At 61.9% G+C, this 22,750-nt stretch carries 17 protein-coding genes, 1 tRNA gene and 1 pseudogene; 5 read left to right on the plus strand and 14 right to left on the minus strand.

Annotated elements, in window-relative coordinates; all coding sequences use genetic code 11:
* Positions 1-22: 22 nt before the first annotated feature.
* The 8 genes from puhB to bchF form a co-directional block, all read right to left on the minus strand.
* Positions 23-670 carry a photosynthetic complex putative assembly protein PuhB gene (puhB, locus tag THIDRDRAFT_RS07875; protein WP_050984665.1) on the minus strand — a complete coding sequence of 216 codons (648 nt, stop codon included), beginning with the start codon at positions 668-670 and terminating at the stop codon, positions 23-25.
* Positions 667-1,449 carry a photosynthetic reaction center subunit H gene (gene puhA / locus THIDRDRAFT_RS07880; RefSeq protein WP_007040308.1) on the minus strand — a complete coding sequence of 261 codons (783 nt, stop codon included), beginning with the start codon at positions 1,447-1,449 and terminating at the stop codon, positions 667-669. Before puhA ends, puhB begins: the two co-directional genes overlap by 4 nt.
* 338 nt (positions 1,450-1,787) lie before the next feature.
* Positions 1,788-2,489, minus strand: coding sequence for a magnesium protoporphyrin IX methyltransferase (gene bchM, locus THIDRDRAFT_RS07885; protein WP_007040309.1), 702 nt, complete (start codon positions 2,487-2,489; stop codon positions 1,788-1,790).
* Positions 2,489-3,379, minus strand: coding sequence for a ferredoxin:protochlorophyllide reductase (ATP-dependent) iron-sulfur ATP-binding protein (gene bchL, locus THIDRDRAFT_RS07890; protein ID WP_040844310.1), 891 nt, complete (start codon positions 3,377-3,379; stop codon positions 2,489-2,491). The genes bchM and bchL overlap by 1 nt, the downstream gene beginning before the upstream one ends.
* Positions 3,380-3,402: 23 nt before the next feature.
* The gene (locus tag THIDRDRAFT_RS07895) at positions 3,403-7,143 is read right to left on the minus strand and encodes a magnesium chelatase subunit H (protein WP_007040311.1); all 3,741 of its coding nucleotides are present in this window, start codon (positions 7,141-7,143) and stop codon (positions 3,403-3,405) included.
* On the minus strand, positions 7,118-8,695 hold the full coding sequence (gene bchB, locus THIDRDRAFT_RS07900; RefSeq protein WP_007040312.1) for a ferredoxin:protochlorophyllide reductase (ATP-dependent) subunit B: 1,578 nt from the start codon (positions 8,693-8,695) through the stop codon (positions 7,118-7,120). The genes THIDRDRAFT_RS07895 and bchB overlap by 26 nt, the downstream gene beginning before the upstream one ends.
* Positions 8,696-8,699: 4 nt before the next feature.
* Positions 8,700-9,986 carry a ferredoxin:protochlorophyllide reductase (ATP-dependent) subunit N gene (locus THIDRDRAFT_RS07905; RefSeq protein WP_007040313.1) on the minus strand — a complete coding sequence of 429 codons (1,287 nt, stop codon included), beginning with the start codon at positions 9,984-9,986 and terminating at the stop codon, positions 8,700-8,702.
* Positions 9,983-10,507 (minus strand): 2-vinyl bacteriochlorophyllide hydratase, encoded by a 525-nt coding sequence (gene bchF, locus THIDRDRAFT_RS07910; RefSeq protein WP_007040314.1) that lies wholly within the window; start codon positions 10,505-10,507, stop codon positions 9,983-9,985. The genes THIDRDRAFT_RS07905 and bchF overlap by 4 nt, the downstream gene beginning before the upstream one ends.
* Positions 10,508-11,057: 550 nt before the next feature.
* Here bchF and ppsR point away from each other — a divergent pair.
* The 4 genes and pseudogenes from ppsR to THIDRDRAFT_RS07930 all read left to right on the plus strand — a co-directional run bounded on the left by ppsR (position 11,058) and on the right by THIDRDRAFT_RS07930 (position 15,027).
* Positions 11,058-12,500: a transcriptional regulator PpsR gene (gene ppsR, locus THIDRDRAFT_RS07915; RefSeq protein ID WP_040844312.1), complete on the plus strand. Its 1,443-nt coding sequence runs from the start codon at positions 11,058-11,060 to the stop codon at positions 12,498-12,500.
* 179 nt (positions 12,501-12,679) lie between these two features.
* Positions 12,680-13,591 (plus strand): annotated as a pseudogene (gene chlG, locus THIDRDRAFT_RS07920) (chlorophyll synthase ChlG); the annotation flags it as partial.
* A 48-nt stretch (positions 13,592-13,639) separates the two neighbouring features.
* Complete coding sequence (locus tag THIDRDRAFT_RS07925) at positions 13,640-14,836, plus strand: geranylgeranyl diphosphate reductase (protein ID WP_007040317.1); 1,197 nt, start codon at positions 13,640-13,642, stop codon at positions 14,834-14,836.
* A gap of 114 nt (positions 14,837-14,950) precedes the next feature.
* Positions 14,951-15,027: transfer RNA gene (locus THIDRDRAFT_RS07930), tRNA-Arg, on the plus strand.
* 40 nt (positions 15,028-15,067) lie between these two features.
* Here the strand turns inward: THIDRDRAFT_RS07930 and THIDRDRAFT_RS07935 are convergent.
* The 6 genes from THIDRDRAFT_RS07935 to queA form a co-directional block, all read right to left on the minus strand.
* On the minus strand, positions 15,068-15,805 hold the full coding sequence (locus THIDRDRAFT_RS07935) for a type III pantothenate kinase (RefSeq protein ID WP_007040318.1): 738 nt from the start codon (positions 15,803-15,805) through the stop codon (positions 15,068-15,070).
* Between the two features lie 2 nt (positions 15,806-15,807).
* Positions 15,808-16,806: a bifunctional biotin--[acetyl-CoA-carboxylase] ligase/biotin operon repressor BirA gene (gene birA / locus THIDRDRAFT_RS07940; RefSeq protein WP_007040319.1), complete on the minus strand. Its 999-nt coding sequence runs from the start codon at positions 16,804-16,806 to the stop codon at positions 15,808-15,810.
* The gene (locus THIDRDRAFT_RS07945; RefSeq protein ID WP_007040320.1) at positions 16,803-18,668 is read right to left on the minus strand and encodes a M61 family metallopeptidase; all 1,866 of its coding nucleotides are present in this window, start codon (positions 18,666-18,668) and stop codon (positions 16,803-16,805) included. Before THIDRDRAFT_RS07945 ends, birA begins: the two co-directional genes overlap by 4 nt.
* 122 nt (positions 18,669-18,790) lie before the next feature.
* Positions 18,791-19,063: an RNA recognition motif domain-containing protein gene (locus THIDRDRAFT_RS07950; protein WP_007040321.1), complete on the minus strand. Its 273-nt coding sequence runs from the start codon at positions 19,061-19,063 to the stop codon at positions 18,791-18,793.
* A gap of 497 nt (positions 19,064-19,560) precedes the next feature.
* Entirely contained in the window at positions 19,561-19,953 is a 393-nt protein-coding gene (locus tag THIDRDRAFT_RS07955) for an H-NS histone family protein (protein WP_007040322.1), read from the minus strand.
* A gap of 342 nt (positions 19,954-20,295) precedes the next feature.
* Positions 20,296-21,342 (minus strand): tRNA preQ1(34) S-adenosylmethionine ribosyltransferase-isomerase QueA, encoded by a 1,047-nt coding sequence (gene queA / locus THIDRDRAFT_RS07960; RefSeq protein ID WP_040844315.1) that lies wholly within the window; start codon positions 21,340-21,342, stop codon positions 20,296-20,298.
* A 189-nt stretch (positions 21,343-21,531) separates the two neighbouring features.
* Here queA and THIDRDRAFT_RS07965 point away from each other — a divergent pair, with 189 nt between their 5' ends.
* Positions 21,532-22,740 (plus strand): exo-beta-N-acetylmuramidase NamZ family protein, encoded by a 1,209-nt coding sequence (locus THIDRDRAFT_RS07965; protein WP_007040324.1) that lies wholly within the window; start codon positions 21,532-21,534, stop codon positions 22,738-22,740.
* The last annotated feature ends 10 nt before the right edge of the window (positions 22,741-22,750 follow it).

Genomic DNA, 22,750 nt, shown 5'->3' on the forward strand with positions numbered 1-22,750 from the left:
CTCATCGGAATGAGAAATGCCGTCAGGAAGCCAGCGATGTCTCGCCTTGTGCCGAAGACTCAACCGACCCACCATCGGCCTGCCGCGACTCTTCCAAATAGCCCGCAAGGGCATCCGAGAGAATCTTGGCAACCGCAGCGGCATCCGGAATCCCCCTCAGCATCGGCTGAGTCGGCGAGAAATGCCACGGCCTCACGTGGGGCCAAAAGATCATGTACGACGGCCGAGCCGACTTTGCAAGCAGTAGCGGTATATCGCCACTGCCGTCCGGATAGACTCGAAGATCTGCGGACCGGAACTGCTTGAACGGAAGGTTCATGATCATCGGCAAGGCGACGCCGATCCGCATGACGACCCGCCGGTTGGTGATGGTGTAGAGCGTCGTCCGCGCCATTGCCCAACCGAGCAAGGTCAACGCACCAATCGACACCAGCGCCAGCGCAAGGATCCAAGTCACGCCCTGAATGACGCTCGCCGCGGAAGATCCATCGGACCAATCCACGACGAGACGCAAGACCACGAGCACCGCGAAATAGACAGCAACCTTGCGAACATGGAAGGCACGCCGCGCGAGGACATCCCAGCGCGGCGAACCCTGCCAGAGCATCTCCTCGCCAGGAGGAAGACGCTCAGGAAGCCCTCGAACGGGCTCGAAGTCATACTCCCTCACAATAAGGGCCCGGAGCGATCTGCAGTAGCGTAGAGCTTACCACCGCCGTAATAGGCGCTGACCTTGTCTTCTTCGTAAAGCGTGATCTGATCCGGCTTCGACAGCACAGGCACGTTCGCGAAGTGGGCGGCCTTGATTGCGGCAACCTTGACCTTACGTGCTTTCTTATTGAAGACGCAGAAACCGATCGGAACCAGGGCCTGCTTGCCACCGGCCGCAACCTTCAGCTCAAGGTAACGGATCTGAGGCTCGGAACGGTCGACCCAGACATCGGTGATGGTACCGGCCGGCTCGTCATCCAGACCGACGACGGTCATGCCGCGCGGATCCGGATCCTTTTCGGCGATGGAGAAATCGGTGGCGACACGCAGAGGCACAATCTTCTCTACACCATCGATGGTGAGATCGCAGTGCTTGGCACGATCCGGAGAGGCAGCGGGACCGAAGGCGGACAACATGGGGTCACCGACCGGCTCGAAAGGCGCGCCTGGGAAGGGAGCGACAGGAGTCGCCTTCATGTTGGCCTGCGGAGCCTCGGCACGCGGAGCCGTGACGGTGCCGCCGTTGTGCGGCAGGATGAAGGTTTTGGGATCGGGCAGATCGGGGAAGCCGACGACCTTAACGCGACCGCCGGAGCGTTCGGTGCGGTCCGAGTCAAGCGGATAACCTTCCCGCTTGTCCTCGCGGCGGAGATAGATGATGAGTCCAGCAAAGAAGAACCAGAACGCCCAAATCGTCAATTGAGCAACGTCGATGTATTCAGTGATGGCAGCAGACATGATGTAACCTCCGTAGGACAAATGGCTAGCCGGAACAGCCGACTAGACCGAAGCGCGATGACCGCCAGGAACCAAGTCCTCGCACCGTTCGCACGAATGGAGCAACAGCGAACGGCATGGCGAAAAACGTTACGATCTCAATGTGATAAACGACTCTATAGCCGGTGGAAAAACCGGTCAATGCCGGGCCGATAACCCACTGGATGACGCCTTCGACCGATGCCGCCCACTACGCCCCCAGAGCAATCTCCACAGCGCTAGGCTGGGTCCTCCACGGCGCGCAATGCGCCCTCACCACAACGTCACCGATGCGCTCGGTGACGCTGCAAGGCCGCGTCTCATCCGGGAATCAGCTCCAGTGCCTGAGACGTATAAAAGCCAACGGCAATGCGCCGAGTCCGATTCGGCTGCCAGCCGGCCAGTGCCGCATCGGCGGCAATCAAACCTTTCAAGGTCTTGACGCTCACGGGCTCGATCGCCGGCGAGCGATCACCGCGCGGAAAAAACTTGCCCACAGCATGCATGATCGCAAGCGGCACGGTCTTCGGCGCAAAGGTGAAGATGATCGAGGTGCTGGTCCGCTCGGCCAGTCCGGCCAGCACATTCACGACGTCTGCCGGTCGATAATGAATCAGCGAATCCATACCGACCACATGATCGAAACGACCGTGGGCCGGATCCAGCATGTCGCCCGCCTCGAAATGGATCGAACCGCCATCGAAATCCTTGGGCGCGCGTTCGCGTGCGATATCGATCAGTGTCGGCGCCACGTCGATCGCCACCACCTCGGCGCCACGACGTGCGGCTTCGACGGCCAGCGCACCGGTTCCGCAGCCCGCGTCGAGTAGGCGCTTGCCGCTCAGATCGGCCGGAAGCCAGTCGAGCAATGTATTGCGCATGTCATCGCGGCCCGCGCGCACAGTCTCGCGAATACGGCTGACCTTGGCGTCCGAGGTCAGCTTGGACCAGGCATCCGCCGCCGTCCGATCGAAATAGGTTTCGATCTGTCCGCGCCGCTCTTGATAGGAACCATTCGGCATCAGTCGAACCCCAGAAAATCGAAAATGTCACGGTCGCGCATGGGGTGAGCCTCAAGAGGCTCGACGCCATCCCAGAGTCGCTGGGCCAGGTCCAGATATTGCTGCTGCGCACCCTCCAGCCCGGAGCCCGGCTCGGGATCCATCTCGAAGACCGTCGACTTCTTGAGACGACTGCGACGGATGATGTCCAGATCGGGTAGATGCGCCAAACGCTTGAGCCCGACCGCATCGACGAAGCGATCGATCTCGTCGGTGTTGCGGCTGCGATTGGCGATGACACCGCCGAGCCGCACGCCATAGTGCTTGGACTTGGCCAGAATCGCCGAGGCGATGCGGTTCATGGCGAAGATCGAATCGAAGTCGTTCGCGGTCACGATCAGCGCACGCTCAGCGTGCTGCAAGGGGGTCGCGAAGCCGCCGCACACCACGTCGCCGAGCACATCGAAGACGACGACGTCCGTGTCCTCCAGCAAATGATGCTGCTTGAGGAGCTTGACCGTCTGGCCGACCACATAGCCACCGCAACCGGTGCCAGCGGGCGGACCGCCGGCCTCGACGCACATGACGCCGTTGTAGCCCTCGTAGACGTAATCGCTCGGACGCAGCTCCTCGGCATGGAAATCGACCGATTCGAGGATATCGATGACGGTCGGCACCAGGCACTTGGTCAGGGTGAAGGTCGAGTCGTGCTTGGGATCGCAACCAATCTGCAGAACACGCTTACCCAACTTGGAAAAGGCGACCGACAGGTTCGACGAGGTCGTGCTCTTACCGATACCACCCTTGCCATAGATGGCAAACACCTTGGCCGTATCGATGCGCATATCCGGATCGAGCTGGACCTGCACGCTGCCTTCACCATCGGGTTGCTTGGGCAGCGAACCGAACATATCGACGGGCAACTCCTGATTGGTCACGCAGCCGCCTCCTCAATCACACCTTCGAGTCGATCTTCCAACTCTTCTCCCGCCTTTCTAAGCGCTTCGAGGGTCGCCTCGTCGGGCGACCAGTAATTGCGTTCATGGGCCTCGATCAGGCGATTGGCGACCTTGGCCGACGCGGTCGGATTGAGCTGAGCCAAACGGTTGCGCATCTCTTCGTCGAGCACGAAAGTCTCGGTCAGCTGCTGGTAGACCCAGGGTGCGACCTGACCGGTCGTGGCCGACCAGCCCATGGTATTGGTGACATGCACCTCGATTTGACGCACGCCCTCGTAGCCGTGCTTGAGCATGCCCTCGTACCACTTTGGATTGAGCATGCGGGTACGGGTCTCCAGCGCGACCTGCTCGGCCAGGGTGCGCACCACACCGTCGCCGCGCGTCTGGTCGCCAATGTAGACAGGAACATCGTCGCCCTTGTAATGGTTGACCGCCTTGGCGATGCCACCGAGGGTATCGAAGTAATGGTCGACGGTTGTGACGCCGAGCTCCACCGAATCCAGGTTCTGATAGGCGAGCTGCACCTGACCGAGACAACTCTTAAGCAGATCTGCCTGCTGCACGGGCTTGCCGGAGCGACCGTAGGCGAAGCTCTTGCGACGGGTGTAGGTCTCGGCCAGCTCCTCACCCTCATCCCAGCTGCTGCTGTCGATGAGGTGATTGACGTTGGCCCCGTAGGCGCCATCGGCGTTACTGAAGACACGCAGCGATGCGGTCTCCAGATCGCAGTCGTGCGCCTTCTGGTACTCCAACGCATGCTTGCGAATGAAGTTCTGCTCGACCGGTTCATCGGCGGATGCAGCCAGGAAGGATGCCTCGGCCAGCAACTTGGTCTGCAGTGGCAACAGGTCGCGGAAAATACCGGAGAGCGTCATGACCACGTCGATGCGCGGACGACCCAACTCTTCCAGCGGGATCAGGGTCGCGCCGGCCAGTCGGCCATAGTTGTCGAAGCGCGGAAGCGCACCGATGAGTGCGAGCGCCTGGCCAATGGGTCCGCCCTCGGTCTTGAGGTTGTCGGTTCCCCAGAGGACCAGAGCGATGGTCTCGGGGTAGCCGGTGTCATCGGCGCGATGACGCTCGATCAGGCGCGCGGCCTGCTGAGCACCGTCCTTGACCGCGAAAAGGCTCGGCAAACGGAAGGGATCGAAACCGTGCAGGTTACGACCGGTCGGCAGAATCGCCGGGGTACGCAGCAGATCTCCACCGGGTGCCGGCGGGATGAAGCGGCCGTCGAGGGCGCGCAGAATCGCCGGAATCTCGGTGTCCTGGACCAGCAATCGATCGATCTCGGCCAACTCACGGAAGAGCGCGACGGTGTCCTCGGTCGCCTTCACCTTGGCGGCCTTGAGCGCCTTCTCGGGCGACTTACCGGCGACCAGCGCCTCAAGCGCGGCCTTATCGGGACGAACGTCCTTGGTCGATTCGGCGACGGCCATCAGGAGGTCGACGCGCTCCTCCTCATTCGGCGCCTCGCCGACGACATGCAGACCGTGCGGAATCAGGGTGTACTCCAACTCCAGCACTTCTTCGTTGAGCTTGGCGATGCGCGTATTCACATCCTCGCCCCAAGCGGGCTCCAGCTCGGCGAGTTCCAGCTCCGCCGCCTGGGCCTGAATGATCTCGGCCAGCGAAGCGCGCTCGTCGACATCCGTCGGCGGTAGCGAACGCCAGCGTTCCATAGAGCCCTTGAGTTCGACCAACCCCTTGTAGAGTCCGGCGTGGGTGATCGGCGGCGTCATGTAGCTGATGAGGGTCGCGGCCGAACGACGCTTGGCGATGGTCCCCTCGGAGGGGTTGTTGGAGGCATAGAGGTAGACGTTCGGCAGATCGCCGATCAGGCGGTCCGGCCAGCACTCGTTGGAAAGACCCGCCTGTTTGCCCGGCATGAATTCCAAGGCACCGTGGGTCCCGAAATGGAGCACGGCATGGGCGCCGAAATCCTCGCGGATATAGCGGTAGAAGGCCGAGAAGGCATGGGTCGGCGAGAAGCCCTTCTCGAACAAGAGGCGCATGGGGTCGCCTTCGTAACCGAAGGAAGGCTGAACGCCGACGAAGACGCTGCCGAACTGGGCACCGAGCACGAAGATGGAGGCACCATCGCTCTGCTGCTTGCCGGGCGCCGCACCCCACTGATTCTCGATCTCGGCCAAATAGCGTTCGCGGCGGACATGGTCATCTGCGGGAATGCGCGTATGCACGTTGGCGTGCGCGCCAAAACGGGAGGCATTGCCGTTGACGATACGCTCGCGCAGATCGTCGACGTTCTCGGGCAGATCCACGTTGTAGCCCGCAGCATCCATGGCGACCAGAGTGCGATAGAGCGAAGCGAAGACCGACAGATAGGCCGCAGTGCCCGTGTTACCCGCATTGGGCGGGAAGTTGAAGAGCACGATGGCGACCTTGCGCTCGGCGCGCTCAGCCCGACGCAGACGCACCAACTGAGCGGTACGCGAGGCGAGCATCTCGGCGCGTTCCGTATGTGCATGCATGTCGCGCGCGCCATCCTCGGAACCGCCGCCATTGCGACCACCATAGACCATGGAGCCAGCAGCGCCGTCGAGTTCGGGGATAGCGACCATCATAGTCGCCTCGACCGGCAGCAGACCCTGACTGGATTCCTCCCACTGATCCAGAGTCTGGAACTCGACCGCGAGGGTGGAGAGATAGGGCACGTCGAGCCGCGTCAGCATCTCCTCAGCGGCATGGGAATCGTTGTAGGCGGGACCGCCGACCAGCGAGAAGCCGGTCAGAGAAACGACCGCGTCGACGGTCGATACGCCATCCTGCATGAAGAACTTCTCGATCGCCGGACGGGCATCGAGTCCACTGGCGAAGGCGGGGAGCACCTGCAGGCCCTTGGCCTCCAACGCCTTGATCACACCGTCGTAATGACCTGAGTTGCCGGCCAATACATAGGAGCGCATCAAGAGCAGACCGACACGCCCCTTGCGACCCTTGGCGTTGATACCCGGCAGTTGCGCGAGCTTCTCCGAGATGCGCCCCTTCATCTCTGGATGATAGACACCGACCTCGGGATACTCGACCGGCGCGGCGACCTTCAGGGTCCCGCGCAAATGACGGCGGTCGCCGTCCGCATAGCGGTCGACCAGGAAGCGCAGCATATTGGCCAGATTTTCGTCCGAGCCGGCCAACCAGTACTGGAGGGTCAAAAAATAGGCGCGCACGTCCTGCGCGGTGCCCGGAATGAAGCGCAGCAGCTTGGGGATACGACGCAGCATCGACATCTGCTGCGCGCCGGCGCTCTGGCTACGCTCGCGATTGCCGCGCAGCTTCTTGAGCAGCGCCATGGGACCGCCACTGGAAGAGCCGTCCATGCTGAAGCCACCCATGCGGGTCATCTTCATCAGCTCGCTGGCGGACATGCAGACGATCATGGCGTCGCAGTTGTCGCGGCGTGCGGCGAGCGCGGATAGGATCGGCTTGAAGTGGTCCTCCATGACGAGCATGGTGACCATGATGATATCGCCCTCGGCGATATCGCTCAGGCAGCGCTCAAGGGATGCCGGATCGTCGGCCCACTCGGTCGCCGCGTGCAGATTGAGCTGCAGCCCGGGCAAATCGCGCTGGACGATTGGGAGCGCGCGCTGAGTTGTCCCCGCCAGATGCCCATCGAGATTGACGATGACGACACGAACAGGCGTCGTGTCGGAGGATTTGGCGCGCTTTTCAGCGGCCGAAGTGCGCTTTGGCATCGTAGAGCGTCTCCACAGTAATTGTCTGGATCCCGCATTCTTCGGCGAACCTTTCGGTATTGCGCCGCGCCTTTCCGCGCACGAAGAAGGGGATCTTTTTCAGTTCCTGCTCGGCTTCCGGTGCCCAAGCCATAACTGCGTCGTCCGCCCGCGCGGCCTGCTCGGCGGCAGCAGGCTCCGCATCCTCCGATTGCGTCTTACGTGTTCCCGGACCAAGGTGCGAGGGCGTCGCGGCATCGTGGAACTCGAAGTCCTCCCGGAACATGGTGATGAGATGCTCTTCGAGCCCCATCATCAAGGGGTGGACCCACGTATCGAAGATGACGTTCGCACCCTCGAAACCCATCTGAGGCGCGTATCTGGACGGAAAGTCCTGGATATGCACCGGCGCCGAGATAACGGCGCAAGGAACGCCGAGACGCTTGGCGATGTGGCGCTCCATCTGAGTGCCCAGCACCAGCTCCGGTTGCACTTCGGCGACCCGGGCCTCGACCTCGAGATAGTCATCCGTGATCAGCGGATCGACACCGTAGCGCTTTGCCGCCTCGCGTACGTCACGAGCGAACTCACGGGCATAGGTACCCAATCCGACGACCGTAAAACCGAGCTCTTCGGCGGCAATCCGCGCTGCGGCAACCGCATGCGTGGCATCCGCGAAGATGAATACCCGCTTGCCCGTCAGGTAGGTCGAATCGACGGACCGCGAGTACCAGGGCATTCTAGACCAGATAGGATCCTTCGTGGTGTCGATCTCGATACCCGCAGCACGCCCCACCTCGTGGAGGAAATCGCGTGTGGCGCCGATACCGATGGGCACGGTCTTAACCATCGGCTGGCCGAACATGCGCTCCAACCAATGACACGACTGATCCGCAATCTCGGGATACATGCAGACGTTGAAGTCGGCCTCCGGGATGCGCAGCAGATCCTCGGGCGACGCGCCCAGCGGGGCCACGACGTTGACGTCGACCCCAACCGAGTCGAGCAGACGCGTGACCTCGACCACATCGTCGCGACACCGGAAACCGAGCGACGAAGCCCCCAGGAGGTTGGCCTTAGGACGGGCACCCTCGGCGCGCAATTCACGCTCGGAGCCTGGCGCCGGAACACGGCTGCGCAGCAGGCCACGAATCAGTTGATAGAAGGTTTCATTGGCGCCCCAGTTCTCCTTTCGCGCATACGCGGGAAGCTCAAGCGGAAGCACCGGAACGGGCAGGCCCATGCCCTGGGCGAGCGCGCCAGGCTGATCCTGGATCAGCTCGGCCGTGCAAGACTCGCCAACCATGAGCACGCTCGGCTTGAAGCGGTCGTAGGTCTGCTGGATGGTCGTCTTCACCAACTCGGCGGTATCCGTCCCGAGTTCGCGCGCCTGAAAGGTCGTATAGCTCACCGGCGGACGCTGCGGGCGGCGCTCGATCATGGTGAAGAGCAGGTCGGCATAGGTGTCGCCCTGCGGGGCATGCAGAACCAGATGCACACCCTTCATCGAGGCGGCCAGACGCATCGCGCCGATATGAGGTGGGCCTTCGTAGGACCAGAGGGTCAACTGCATGACATCAAACCTGCAACAGTGCGCCGCGCACGAGTGGGCGCGCAAAGAGTTCCGCCAGATCGGCCGCCTGATCGAATCCGTGGATCGGACTGAACACGAGCTCGATCGACCACTTGGTCCGCAGCCCCTCGGCCTCCAGCGGATTCGCCAGGCCCAGACCACAGACGGTGAGGTCAGGACGATCCTCTCGGACCCGATCCAACTGACGCTCGACATCCTGCCCCTCGGTCAGACGCAGGTCGGACGGCAACAGCTGAAGCTCGGATTCCATCAACTGGCGATCCAGGAAGGGGGTCGCCACCTCGACCAATTCCATCCCGCACTCGCGCGCCAGAAAACGGGCGATAGGGATTTCGAGCTGCGAATCGGGCAGGAAGGTGATCCGCTTGCCGGCCAGCAGCTCGCGCTGACGCGCCAGGCCGCGCTCGGCCCGCGCGATGGGAGCGGCGGTCACCTCGCGCAAACGCTCTTCGGACACGCCCCATGCATCTGCGGCTGCCTTCAACCAGCCCAGAGTTCCCTCTATCCCGAGTGGATAGGGGGCATCCAAGAGGGTCGCGCCACGCTTCTGCAACGCCCGAGCGGTCTCGCCGAGGAAGGGCTGAGCCAGCAGGACCCGAGACCCCTTGCCCACCGGAGGCAGCTCGGTCGACTGGCGTGGAGGAAGAAAGTGAACCGGACCGATACCCAAATCGCGGAAGATGCGAGCGAACTGATCCTCGACCACATCGGGCAGGGTCCCAACCACCAAAAGCGAAGACTCGCCCTCGGCAAGCAGGGGCAGCTGAGGCGTCAGGGACATCAAACAGACATCCTCGCCCTGGGTAAAGGTCGTCTCCAGACCGCTGGCCGAATAGTCGAGAACGCGCACGCGCCCCTGATGGGTCTCGGACAAACGCTCGGCCGCCTTGCTCAGGTCGAGCTTGATGACCTCGGAGGGACAGGAGCCGACCAGAAACAGGGTCTTGATATCAGAGCGACGCTCAAGCACATCGGCCACGACGCGATCGAGCTCCTGATTGCAATCGGCCAAACCGGCCAGATCACGCTCCTGAAGGATGGCTGTCGCGAACCTGGGCTCGGCGAAGATCATCACGCCCGCTGCGGACTGCAGCAGATGCGCGCAGGTACGCGAGCCGACGACTAAGAAAAAGGCATCTTGAATCTTGCGATGAAGCCAGACGATGCCAGCCAAACCGCAGAAAACCTGCCGCTGTCCACGTTCGCGATTGACGTTCGGCACGCCACAGCTCTCGACGCCCACGCGTCGCTGCTCATCGGCACTGCTCATTCCGCGACCTCGGCCAAGTGGCTAGCGGCTGGCGCCTTGGCGCGCGCACCCTCAAGACGCGCGGCGCGCAGTTTGATCAGGAACTGGGCGGCATTGACGACATAGGTTGCATAGGCCGCGAGCGCCAGCAACATCTGACCACGCGTATCCGTGAAACCGGTGAAAAGCGCGACGAGATAGGCCGTATGCAACGCGAGCACCAACATGCTGAAGACGTCCTCCCAAAAGAAGGAGGGCGCAAAGAGATAGCGACCAAAGACCACCTTCTCCCAGATCGCGCCGGTGATCATGATGGTATAGAGGACGAGCGTCTTGACGACGATCGAAAGGGTTGCGATAAACGCGCCCTCGCCGGTGGCGAGATAGCGCAACACCAGATAGAGACTGATCAGAAAGACCAGAAACTGAATGGGCGCAAGGATGCCTTGGACCAACGTCCACGACGATGCGTCCCGCCGGAGACGCTCTTCCGGTGTGTAAAGAGGCCGACGCGGGTTCTGTTGATTAGGGTGATGGGTCATCTGTTACTAGGTCGGAATCCGCTCAAGATCCTTTAGATCATCACTTAAGTCGCATGCAGAAATCTAGTCTGCTTTCAAAGATGCGTCAACCAAACTTTACGTAAACCTGACTTGACAACCCAGAACAAGCCACCACAATAGGAAATCGAACCCGGAGGACGGAGTCGGCGTGCCGCGCCATCGCTAACCAAGCGTTTTCCCTTAGGGAATTCCCCGTAGCAGACCGCATTCCTCGCTGGGCACAGCGTCTGCGGGCCAGTCATCGACAAAACCCATGACAGACGTGCGTTTATTAAATCGTTACGTCGGCGCTCTCGGTAGCGAACCCGGCATGAGCGGACGGTCTCAGCCAAGCCGCCGTCACTTCGCCAACCGGCTGTAAACGCGGTTGACAGAGTGTGAAAACAGCCGAATACCGTAAATGTCGTAGCAATGCACAGCGCGTCTTCTGGCGTGCGTTATCGTATTAATCGATCCGGCGAATCTGCCGCTGCGGGCCCAGGAGAGGGCCTTCGGGGCACGCCCATAGGCAGTGGAGGGTCTGGTCGCCGTGAGTTCGTTCAGAGCCCCGAGGGAATCCCTCGGCGTCCTCGACGCCGAGACAGCGGCGGCCTTGGTCGAGGGCATGGCCGATATCGCCGTGGTGCTCGACGACCAGGGGGTAGTGAACGACATTTCCTTCGGCAGCGACGAACTGCGCGCGGACTTCAGCATGGACTGGATCGGCCAGCCCTGGGCGTCCGTGATCGCCCCGGAGAGTCGCGCCAATCTCGAAGCCCTGCTCAACGAGGCCCGTCAGCAGACGATGACCCGCTGGCGGCAAATCAATCACCCGACAGCGCGCGGAACCGACATCCCCATCCAGTATCGCGCCCTGCGCCTACGCGATCAGGGGCCGATTGTCGTCGTCGGCCGCAATCTGCAAGGCATGGCCGCGCTACAGCAGCAGCTCATCGATGCCCAACAGGCACTCGAGCGCGACTATTGGCGCTTCCGTCAGGTCGAGACCCGTTATCGCCTGCTGTTCCGCATGGTCTCGGAGGCGATCCTCATAATTGATGCCCCGACGCAGCGTGTCGTCGAGGCCAATCCGGCCGCCGGCCAACTGCTTGGCGAGAGCCCGAGTCGCGTTATCGGACGCCCCTTCCCCGAAGGCTTCGACACCGAGGGCATGCACGCAATCAACGGACTCCTCGCCGGAGTCCGCGCAGCGGGCCGCGCGGACGACGTGCGCGCCAACCAGCTCGACAGCATGCAGGAATTCCTGGTCTCCGCCTCGCTGCTGCGCCAGGAAAACGCCTCATTCCTGCTGGTGAGACTGGCTCCAATCCTTTCGGCGCCCTCGACCTCGGCCCTGCCGGAGACGAAGGCCCGCTATCTGCGCGTGTTCGAGAACGCGCCGGACTGCTTGGTCATCACCGACCCAGAAGGTCGCATACTGACGGCAAACTCGACCTTCCTGAGTCTCGCCGAGGTTCCGACCGAACAACAGGCGCGCGGCGAATCGCTCGACCGCTGGCTCGGACGCCCCGGAGTCGACCTCAACGTTCTCATGGCCAATCTGCGCCAGCACACGACCGTCCGGCTTTTCGCGACCACCTTGCGCGGCGAGTACGGCTCGACTACGGAGGTCGAGATCTCGGCCGCTGCCGTGCGTAACGGAGAACGCCCCTATTTCGGATTCTTCATCCGTGACGTCGGACGACGGCTGAACGCCGAGCAACCGACTACCCCGGAACAGACCCGCTGGTTGGATCAGCTGACCGACCGAGTCGGTCGCGTCCCGCTGAAGGAACTGGTCCGCGAATCGACCGACACCATCGAGCGTCTCTGCATCGAGGTGGCACTCAAGTTGACCGGGGACAACCGTGCCTCAGCCGCCGAGTTGCTGGGCTTGAGTCGACAAAGCCTGTACGTCAAAATCGACCGTTATGGCATCGTCGCGGATCAGCCCTCCGACCCACCGGGGCCAGACAAGAAGGATCGATCTTGAACGGGGTCCCGCCGTCATTCCCGCTCGCCGCCCTCCATCACGAGCACCCATGTGCCGCCCTATCGGCGCCCGAGGTGGCGCGGGCGTTATGACGAGCAATCCCCAGGCGAACGACGCCGATTTGCCTCTATCCGTAAAACCCTCACGATGAGTCGACCCTCTCGGAGCAGACGAAGGTTCCCCGCATGAATCAAACGATGCCGCTCGCGAACGCGCGCTATCCCCAGCCCTCCGCGATGCTGGAGGTGCTCCACCCCATCACTTGGTTTCCACCCATGTGGGCCTTCGGTTGCGGCGTGGTCTCCTCGGGTGCGCCGATCCTGGAGCAACTGCTGGTGGTCATCGCCGGCATCATCCTCGCCGGCCCGCTCATGTGCGGCACCAGCCAGGTGGTCAACGACTGGTACGACCGCCACGTCGATGCCATCAACGAACCCAACCGCCCGATCCCGTCGGGGCGCATCCCTGGTCGCTGGGGCTTGTATCTATCCCTGATCTGGACCGCCGTCTCGCTGCTGCTGGCCTATGCGCTCGGTCCCTGGGTCTTCGGCATCGCGCTGGTCGGCATGGCGATCGCCTGGGGCTACAGCGCGCCGCCCTTCCGCTTCAAGGGCAACGGCTGGTGGGGCAACCTGGCCGCCGGTATCTCCTACGAGGGTCTAGCCTGGGTCACGGGCGCAGCGGTCATGATCGGCGGCGCACTTCCGGACTGGAAGATCCTCGTCCTCGCCCTGCTCTACAGCCTTGGCGCGCACGGCATCATGACCCTGAACGATTTCAAGGCGATCGAGGGCGACATCCAGATGAATGTGCGCTCGCTGCCGGTCCAGCTCGGCGTGGACGGCGCGGCGCGCCTACTCTGCCTGGTGATGGGGCTGCCGCAGGCCGTGGTCGTCGCCCTGCTCTTCGCCTGGGACAAGCCAGCGCATGCCATCGCCGTCGGCGTGGTATTGCTGATCCAGGTCGCGCTGATGATCCGCTTCCTGGGCGACCCGCGCGAACGTGCGACCTGGTTCAGCGGACTGGGCGTCAGCGTCTATGTCACCGGCATGATGATCAGCGCCTTCGCCGTACGCGGACTGATCCAGTAAACCCCGCGCCTGCGTGCGCGAGTCCTTTTGCTATCGACGAGACTTTCCATGTCAAACCCTGAAACCTTCGACGTCGTCGTTATTGGTGGCGGACCCGCCGGGGCCACTGCCGCCAACGACCTGGCCAAGCTGGGCCGTTCCGTCTGTCTGCTCGACCGCGCTGGGCGCATCAAGCCGTGCGGCGGCGCCATCCCGCCCCAGGCGATGCGCGAATTCGACATCCCAGAATCGGCCCTGGCCACTAAGGTCTATTCGGCGCGCATGATCGCCCCCTCCGACCGCGAGGTCGACATGCCGATCGACGGCGGCTATGTCGGCATGGTCGACCGCGAGCACTTCGACGAATGGCTGCGCGAGCGCGCGGCCCAGAACGGCGCGATCCGCAAGACCGGCACCTTCGAGCGCATCGAGCGCGACAGCGACGGCACCGCCGTGATCCACTTCCGCTCCGGCCAGGACCGCATCAACGGCGAGGCCGAGAGCGTGCGCGCCAAGGCCGTGATCGGCGCGGACGGGGCCAACTCATTCGTCGGCAAGAATTACGTCCCAGGCTACGAGACCGTCAAATACGTCTCCGCCTACCACGAGATCGTCGCCACCCCCAAGGACGCGGATTTCGACGGTACCCGTTGCGACGTCTACTACCAGGGCGACATCTCGCCCGATTTCTACGGCTGGGTCTTCCCACATGGCGACACCATCAGCGTCGGCGTCGGCACGGCCATCCCCGGATTCTCGATGCGCTCGGCCTGCACCGAGCTGCGCCGCCGCGCCGGACTAGAAAACGCAGAGACCCTGAGACGCGAGGGCGCACCCATTCCGCTCGAACCGCTCAAGGTGTGGGATAACGGTCGCGACATCCTGCTCGCTGGAGACGCAGCCGGCTGCGTCGCGCCAGCCTCCGGCGAGGGTATCTACTACGCCCTGGCCTGCGGGCGCATGGCAGGCGAGGCGGTCAACGAATTCTGCACCACCGGCAACCCCAAGGCGCTCAAGAAGGCCCGTCAACGCTTCATGAAGGCACACGGCAAGGTATTCTGGGTGCTGGGAATCATGCAGAAGTTCTGGTATTCCAGCGACAAGCGTCGCGAGCGCTTCGTCAGCCTCTGCGCCGACCCGGACATCCAGCACCTGACCTGGGAGGCCTATATGAACAAGCGCCTGGTCAAGGCGCGACCAGGTGCCCATTTCCGCATCTTCTTCAAGGATCTCGCCCACCTGCTCGGGATCGTTTCGCCTCGCTGATGGCGAAGCGCGACCGACGCATCGGCGTCGGTCGCGCACCGGGAATGGCCCCAACTGGCACGCTGCGTTACACTGCTCCGCCTGAGGCCATCCCAGCCTTCTCGCCTTTCACCCGCCCTCGTAGCTCAGCTGGATAGAGCGATCGCCTCCTAAGCGGTAGGTCACAGGTTCGAATCCTGTCGGGGGCACCATTTCGACATCGCCACCCTATTCCAGCGCAAGACCGCAGTCTCAGTCGCCATTCTGGGCGATTCGCATCAGGCCACGCAGCACCAGATCGGGAACACGTTCGCAGGGTTTCGCGATCGCGTCCTGAATGCGGTCCGCATCCCCTCCGGTCAGCAGCAAACGCGGATCGCTTCCCGACTCGACCGCAAGACGCTCGAATAGCCGATCCGTCAGGGCAGCGACGGCCTGCACACTCCCCGCCGCCACCGCAGTTCCGGTATCCGCCGCCCAGGGCTCGCCAGTCGGCTCGGATTGGATGCGCGGGATCTGGGTGCCCGCCAACAGGCTGTTCCGCATCATCTCGACGCCAGGCAGAATCACCCCACCCAGATGGCGCCCATCGCCAAGCATGAGATCGAAGGTGACGGCCGTACCGGCATCGACGATGAGCGCGGGCCGAGCGCCAGAGGCATGGGCCTCGACCAGAGCCAACCAGCGATCGACGCCGAGACGACCGGGATCGGCATAGGCGATCCGCAGCCCCCGCCACGACGCCCGCGAACACGCGAACTCGGGCTCGACACCCCAGTAGGCGCGCGCAACCCGGCACAAGGATTCGCCGACACCCCCTCCGCCAACGTTACTGACGAGCATCCGCGACGGAGGCTCCAGGGTCTCCCAGCAGGCCAGCAGGTCGAGCGGAACCGCACCGCCGTGACGAACGATCTCCGGCTGAGACACACCCTCTGCGGCTGCACGGCTCCAGCGCAGGTTCGTATTTCCGATATCGAGCAGCAACATGATCAAGACTCCTGAGCCCGAAGGCTTACTTCGCCGGCCTGGAACGGCACTCGCCCCTCGGGCGTCTCCAGAATCAAGGAACCGTCGGCCGCAATACCCGCATGCGTACCCTGAATGACGCGATCTCCGAGGATCAGACGCACCGGTTCGCCATGAAGCCTATCGAAACGGCGCCAAAGATCGATGAACGGCGACAGACCTTCGCGCCCATAGCGCTCCAACGCGCTCACCAGCGCCTCCAGCAAGCGACCGGCGAGCACATTGCGGCAACGGCTGAGCTCCGGCATCGCCTCCTCGATCGAGGCCCATGGCTGCTCGATCGAAGCCCCCTGGGTCGGCTGCATGCGCAGATTGATCCCGAGACCGATCACCAGATGACTCGGCCCCTGGGACTCTCCGGACACCTCAAGCAATAGACCCGCGAGCTTGCGGCGGCGCCAGAGCAGATCGTTGGGCCATTTCAAGGAGAGATCCTCGATCCCCTCCGAACGCAACAGATCGGCAATGACCGCGCCAACGGCGAGGCTCATGCCGCCCAAGGCGGCGGGCGCCAAGGGGAAGCGCCAGAGCAGAGACAGATAGAGATTGACACCGAAGGGCGATACCCAAACACGCCCCCGGCGCCCGCGTCCGGCGGTTTGGCGCTCGGCGAGACAGGCCACGCCCGAGGGCATGCCAAGCGCGGCCTCGCGCATCAGATAGGCACTGGTCGAATCGATCTGATCCTGGATCTCAAGACGCGTCAAACCGGCCCGCGCGCGGCCCGACATAGCCGCCAGGATCGCCTCGCGATCGAGCAGCTCCAATGGCACCGGCAGCCGGTAGCCACGACCGCGCACCGACTCGATCTCCAAGTCGAATTGATCGGCCGTCCTGCGCAACGCCTTCCACACGGCGGCGCGCGTGACCCCGAGATGCTCGGCGATCGCCTCTCCAGAATGAAATTGACCATCCGCCAACATACGGATCAATGCGAAATGACGCTCCATCGCTTGACTCATGCCAGACTCGCAAGCCAGGCGCGCCTGGCCTGCTCGACCGACTCGGCGGGCTGATCGAGCCAGAGGAGCTCACAGGTATCGGAGGCGGCGGGCTGCAGATCGGCTCGTAGCACCAGAAGCTCGTCACGCCGGAACAGATGCAGCGTGACACCCGCGTCTTGGGTCGCCGCACGCTCTAGAAGTCGCCCCAGATTCTCGGCGCTCGCTCGCAAGCCGTCCACGGCGATCAGGGTGTCGCCAGGCGCCAAGCCAGCGCGCTCACCGGCCCCGCCGGTCAGGACGCTCTGAACGACCGCCTCGGAGACACCTGGACGCAAACGGATGGAGAGACCATTGCCTGGCGCAATCGGGTCGAAGGATTCGACCAGGCCACCCAGATCCTTGTCGCCACGCGAGGGGCGCAAACGCATTCCGATACCGACGGTTTCGAGCAGCGGAACCAGGTCCAGATCCTGGGTCGAATCGAGGGCGAGCGCGAAGAACTCGCTCAGATCCAAGCCGGACACCGATTGGGCGATCGCCTCCACGCCGCGCTCGGGAACGCCGATCCCAGGTTCGCCATGCGCGCGCCAGAGGGCACGCATGACATCGTCGAGCGAAACGGCACCCTGGGTGCACTCACGCAGGGTCAGATCGAGCGCCAAGGCGACGAGGGCCCCCTTGGCGTAGTAACTGACGATGGCATTGGGGGCGTTCTCGTCCTGCTTGTAGAACTTGGTCCAGGCATCGAAGCTCGAATCGGCCAAGGTCTGCACCCCTCGTCCGGGGCCGCGCATGACCCGAGTAATGGTCGTCGCCAACATGCCGAGATAGGTCTTGGGATCGATGCAGCCGCAGCGGACAAGGGCCAGCTCATCATAGTAAGAGGTGATGCCCTCGAACGCCCAGAGCAAACGGGTATGTACCTCACGATCGAGCCCGCCTTCCATCAAAGCGGCGGGACGGATGCGCTTGACCATCCAGAGATGGAAGTATTCGTGACTACAGAGCCCGAGGAATCGGCCATAGCCAGCGGACACCCCTTCGTCCATCGAACCGGCAAGATCGTCCCTCGCACACATGAGGCTGGTCGAGTAACGGTGCTCAAGACCACCATACCCATCACCGACCACCGTCAACAGGAACAGATAGCGATCGATCGGCAGCACACCGAAGAGTGCCGCGTGCTGAGCACAGATACGCTCCAGATCCTTGATCAGACGGGACTCGCTCACCCAATGACGCCCTGTGATCGCCATGCCATGACGAATTCCGCCGACTTCGAAGGAGAAGGATCTGAATCGCCCCATCTCGACCGGGTGATCGATCAGGTCGTCATAGCCCTCGGCCGCATAGAGCCCGAATCCATTCGCGTCCGCATTCAGAAGACGCAGACTCGTCGCCACCCGCCAATCCCCCGACCGATCAGAAGGAGGCGGAAGCAGCTCGATTTGACAGGGAAGATGATCGAGGCCCTCGGCGCGCAACAACAACGCGGGGCCGTTGAAATAGGCGTGGGTCGCATCGAGATGAGCACCGCGCACGGAGAGATCCCATGCGAAGACTTGATACGACAGGATGAGCGGTTTCCCGAACGTCTCGCAGAGCCAAGTCTGCTTGTCTGTTTTGTGTATAGGAAGCGCCGCGCCCGTTTCATCGACGGCGTCCAATTTCAACAGATTTCGGGCGAAATCACGCACCATATAGCTGCCTGGAATCCAGGCGGGCATGGATAGGCGCAACGAACCGAGCGGCGGATCCTGTATCCGCATCTCGATGCGGAACAGATGGGCATGAGGATTTTCAGGCCGAACCCGGTAGCTAACCGAAAAATAACCGGGAACCTGTTCTGAAGGGGCGTTTTCTGAATGGATATCGAGCATGAGAAGGCATCGGATGATAACAACCAGCCGATAGACTACCAGGCTCGAACGAACAAAATCGATCGGACACACAATGCCCGATCAAAGCCCCCGGATCAAACCATCCAGGGGCGATCAACAGTCTACCAGCGCGGTGCACGAGCCGGACGCGGGCTGCGCGGCTTCGCCTCGTTGACCTTCATGTTGCGCCCCTTGAGCGGAGTTTCATTCAGTCCCTTGATCGCGGCATCAGCCTCGGCGTTGTTAGACATCTCCACGAAGCCGAACCCCTTGGAATTACCGGTGAACTTATCGGTAATCAAGCTCGCGCTGGAGATCTCGCCATACGTCGAGAACGCCGCGCGCAGGTCTTCTTCGGTGACACTATAGGCCAAGTTGCCGACATAGATGTTCATCATTCAAATTCCATGGATCGCGCATTGAAGAAAAGTGAGAACGGTCGAAAAATCAATGCACAACTGATTCGACGGTCTTTGCCTCCAACCATTGGAGACGAAGTGTGCTTAGGACTCAACCGTCCGATCCCGCATCACGATGCATTCGGGAAAAAACGGTACCTGAACAACTCGAAACCAGTTGCGGAGACAATGCAGCCTTTGAGGGACTGGAGATCCAGAAAAGGGCGTTCAGAGAGAGAGCCTGTATCTAGAGGAAAGATCTGACGCGACACTCCGAGCCGTCGCGATCTAGTTGAGCAGGAGTTTAAGTGCTCGTCAAACCAAAATCTAGTAGGGAAAAATACGTGACTGAGCGGAGCAACGGCCGGACCTGCCAAGATCGGATCTTGCCGTCTGACGATCGAAACCCCGCTCCAATCCATACCGCATCCATCACGCACGCCTAGCGGAAACCGAATAGGCGACACGGATGCGCAGGCCAGGACAGCCTGTCCTTAGATCTCGCGCAAAGAGTTCGCCTTGAACGCCTCACGGTCCTCTTTCGAAGACGGATCGTATCCCTGCTCCTGCATCTTCTTTTTCATCCAGCCTGGCAGAACACCGCGAACATAGACGTTCTCGGAGTTATCCGGATCCACATAACGCTTATACTGGCGATCACCAGACAGCTTGCGGCCAGCACCACGCCGCCGCTTAGGGGCGACGAGCGGAATGATCTCGTCGTAATCGTATCCGTTACTCTCGATCAGATCCCTGACCTGCTGAACGATATCATCCTTACCTTCCTCTCGACGCGTTTCCAGAAGACGCTTCAACTCAGTCTTTTTGGATTCGGCCTCGTCCAGCTGACGCTGGATCTCTTCGACGCTAAGATTAGCGTACTCCACGTGCGATACCTCCAATAGGTGGGACATAGACGGTCATTCAGAAGCACGATATCAATCGCGCTTCTGAATAATGTATGCAATAACTATTAAATGTCAAGAAAACATCGCTTCATTTCGTGACGCATGACGAGAAATCACGCAAAACGCCAAGAAAAGGACAACACGAAAGGACGACGCGAGACATAACAACGAAGACGATTATCAAGAATCGCAATGAACCGAGAAGCCAATAGGCAGACATATAAATTTCCATTGGCGCCTGAACCAAACCGGGCTTACCCCCTCGAAAACGGGATAAGGATAAAAAGGGCCACAGAGCTATTCGACCCTGAATCAGAACGCTTAACCGGAGAGATCGCCCTCAACTTCGGCGCGAGTCAGAAACATCGCATCTCCATAGCTGAAGAAACGATATCCCTCAGCAATGGCATGGCGATAGGCGTTCATGATGGAGGCATAACCAGAGAACGCCGCCACGAGCATCAACAAAGTGGATTCGGGCAAATGGAAATTGGTCACCATTGCGTCGACGACGCGGAAACGATAACCGGGCCGAATAAAGAGACGACTCTCGCCCCTGAAGGGCACCAGTGAACCACCCGCTGCAGCCGTTTCGAGACTCCGAACGCAGGTGGTACCAACCGCAATGACGCGCCCACCTCGTGAGCGCGTCCGCTCGACCTGCGCGCAAACCGCCTCGGACACCTCCAGCCATTCGGCATGCATCTGGTGCTGATCGAGATCATCGGTCCGCACCGGCTGAAAGGTTCCAGCACCGACATGGAGCGTCACCTCGGCCCGTTCGATTCCCATGTCCGCCAGACGCGCCAGCATCGCCTCATCGAAATGCAGGCCTGCCGTCGGCGCCGCGACCGCACCCTCGTGGCGCGCAAACAGGGTCTGATAGCGCGCATCGTCGGTCGTGTCGTCCGGGCGCTGGATATAGGGCGGCAGAGGAAGATGCCCGTAGGCATCCATCAGCTCCGCATACCCAAGATCGCACGCACGCAGTCGAAACAAGGCGCCCTCTCGCCCCAACACCTGCAAGCAGGCACCCTCGGCCAGACGAATACGACTGCCTTCGCGCGGGGACTTGCTGGCGCGAACATGGGCGAGCGCTTCGTCGGGCGCGATCAGACGCTCGATGAGCACCTCGACACGACCGCCGCTCTCCTTGTGCCCAAACAAACGCGCGCGCATCACCCGCGTGTTGTTGAACACCAGCAGATCGTTGGGACGCAACAGTTGGGGCAGATCCCTGAACAAGCGATCACAAGGCAGCATGGGCGCGCCCTCCAGCGTCAGAAGACGCGCTCCGGCACGCTCGGCCGGCGGTCGCTGCGCGATCAATTCGGGAGGGAGGTCGTAATGGAAATCGGATCGCCGCATCATTCTTCGCTGGAGTCAGCCAGCCACTCTGTAGAAACACTCCGCCAAAACCCTCTTTAAGGGATTTGGCGAAACGCTCGATTCAATTGGTAAAGGTATCCAGCGTCATCACGCATTGAGTTGAGGCCCGATTCAGGGAGACAATCCGCGCCTCACTTGAACAATAGGTCCCGACACAGGTTCTGGAACATGATGAAACTCGGCATCGACCGTCTGCTGGAAAATCCGGAACTACGCAAACCGCTCTGGGGCCGCCGTATCGCACTGCTCGGTCATCCGGGCTCGGTCACATCAGAGGGCCATCACAGCCTGGACGCCCTCATGGCCTTGAACGAGCTCAACATCGTCGCCGCCTTCGGCCCCCAGCACGGCATGAGGGGCGACAAGCAGGACAACATGGTCGAGACACCCAACACGCTCGACCCTCGCTACGGCATCCCCGTCTACAGCCTCTACGGCGAGGTACGCCGCCCCACCCAGGAGATGCTCGACAGCTTCGACGTGCTGCTGGTCGACCTGCAGGACATCGGAACGCGGATCTATACCTATGTGACCACCCTGAGCTATCTCATCGACGCCTGTAGCGCGAACGACAAGGGTCTCTGGATACTGGATCGCCCCAATCCGGCCGGCCGCCCGATCGAAGGCAGTCTGCTGGAACCGGGCTGGGAGAGCTTCGTCGGCGCGGGACCACTCGTCATGCGCCATGGCCTCACCTTCGGCGAACTGGCCAAATGGTTCGTCGCCGATCGCAGGCAGCCGTTGGATCTCCATCTGGTCGCCATGGAAGGCTACTCACCCTCCGAGGCTCCAGGATACGGCTGGCCGCTTGCCGAACTGGCCTGGGTCAACCCCAGCCCCAACGCGTCGAGCCTCAACATGGCCCGCTGTTTCCCGGGCACGGTGCTCCTCGAAGGGACCACGCTCTCCGAGGGCCGAGGCACCACAACCCCACTCGAAGTGGTCGGCGCACCGGACGTCGATTTCGAGCAGGTGCTGCGGCGCATGCGACACGAATGGCCGTCCTGGACCGAAGGCGCCTTGATCCGTCCTTGTTGGTTCGAGCCGACCTTTCACAAGCACGTCGGACAACACTGCTCGGGCCTGCAGATCCACACCGACTACGCGGGCTATCGGCACGAGAGATTCAAGCCATACCGGCTGATGGCGCTCCTGCTCAAAAGCCTACGCCTCGAGTATCCCGACTACCCGATCTGGCGAAACTTCCATTATGAGTACGAGACGGAACGTCTCGCGATCGACCTGCTGTCTGGAGGCACCTTCCTGCGCGAATGGGTCGACGACCCCGCAGGGCAACCTGGAGACCTCGAACGGCGCCTGACGGCAGACGAGGAACGCTGGGCGAAGACCACCGCACCAATCAAGATCTACGCCTAAGAGAATCCAA

The sequence above is a fragment of the Thiorhodococcus drewsii AZ1 genome (assembly GCF_000224065.1).
GTDB lineage: Bacteria > Pseudomonadota > Gammaproteobacteria > Chromatiales > Chromatiaceae > Imhoffiella > Imhoffiella drewsii.

Coding starts and splice junctions, on each gene's coding strand:
- THIDRDRAFT_RS07895 (WP_007040311.1), bottom strand. CDS start 7,143: ATGCCAAAGCGCACTTCGGCCGCTGAAAAGCGCGCCAAATCCTCCGAC.
- THIDRDRAFT_RS07945 (WP_007040320.1), bottom strand. CDS start 18,668: ATGCTCGATATCCATTCAGAAAACGCCCCTTCAGAACAGGTTCCCGGT.
- THIDRDRAFT_RS07905 (WP_007040313.1), bottom strand. CDS start 9,986: ATGAGCAGTGCCGATGAGCAGCGACGCGTGGGCGTCGAGAGCTGTGGC.
- bchB (WP_007040312.1), bottom strand. CDS start 8,695: ATGCAGTTGACCCTCTGGTCCTACGAAGGCCCACCTCATATCGGCGCG.
- THIDRDRAFT_RS07935 (WP_007040318.1), bottom strand. CDS start 15,805: ATGTTGCTGCTCGATATCGGAAATACGAACCTGCGCTGGAGCCGTGCA.
- queA (WP_040844315.1), bottom strand. CDS start 21,342: ATGCGGCGATCCGATTTCCATTACGACCTCCCTCCCGAATTGATCGCG.
- bchM (WP_007040309.1), bottom strand. CDS start 2,489: ATGCCGAATGGTTCCTATCAAGAGCGGCGCGGACAGATCGAAACCTAT.
- puhA (WP_007040308.1), bottom strand. CDS start 1,449: ATGTCTGCTGCCATCACTGAATACATCGACGTTGCTCAATTGACGATT.
- THIDRDRAFT_RS07925 (WP_007040317.1), top strand. CDS start 13,640: ATGTCAAACCCTGAAACCTTCGACGTCGTCGTTATTGGTGGCGGACCC.
- birA (WP_007040319.1), bottom strand. CDS start 16,806: ATGAGTCAAGCGATGGAGCGTCATTTCGCATTGATCCGTATGTTGGCG.
- bchF (WP_007040314.1), bottom strand. CDS start 10,507: ATGACCCATCACCCTAATCAACAGAACCCGCGTCGGCCTCTTTACACA.
- THIDRDRAFT_RS07950 (WP_007040321.1), bottom strand. CDS start 19,063: ATGAACATCTATGTCGGCAACTTGGCCTATAGTGTCACCGAAGAAGAC.
- bchL (WP_040844310.1), bottom strand. CDS start 3,379: ATGTTCGGTTCGCTGCCCAAGCAACCCGATGGTGAAGGCAGCGTGCAG.
- THIDRDRAFT_RS07965 (WP_007040324.1), top strand. CDS start 21,532: ATGATGAAACTCGGCATCGACCGTCTGCTGGAAAATCCGGAACTACGC.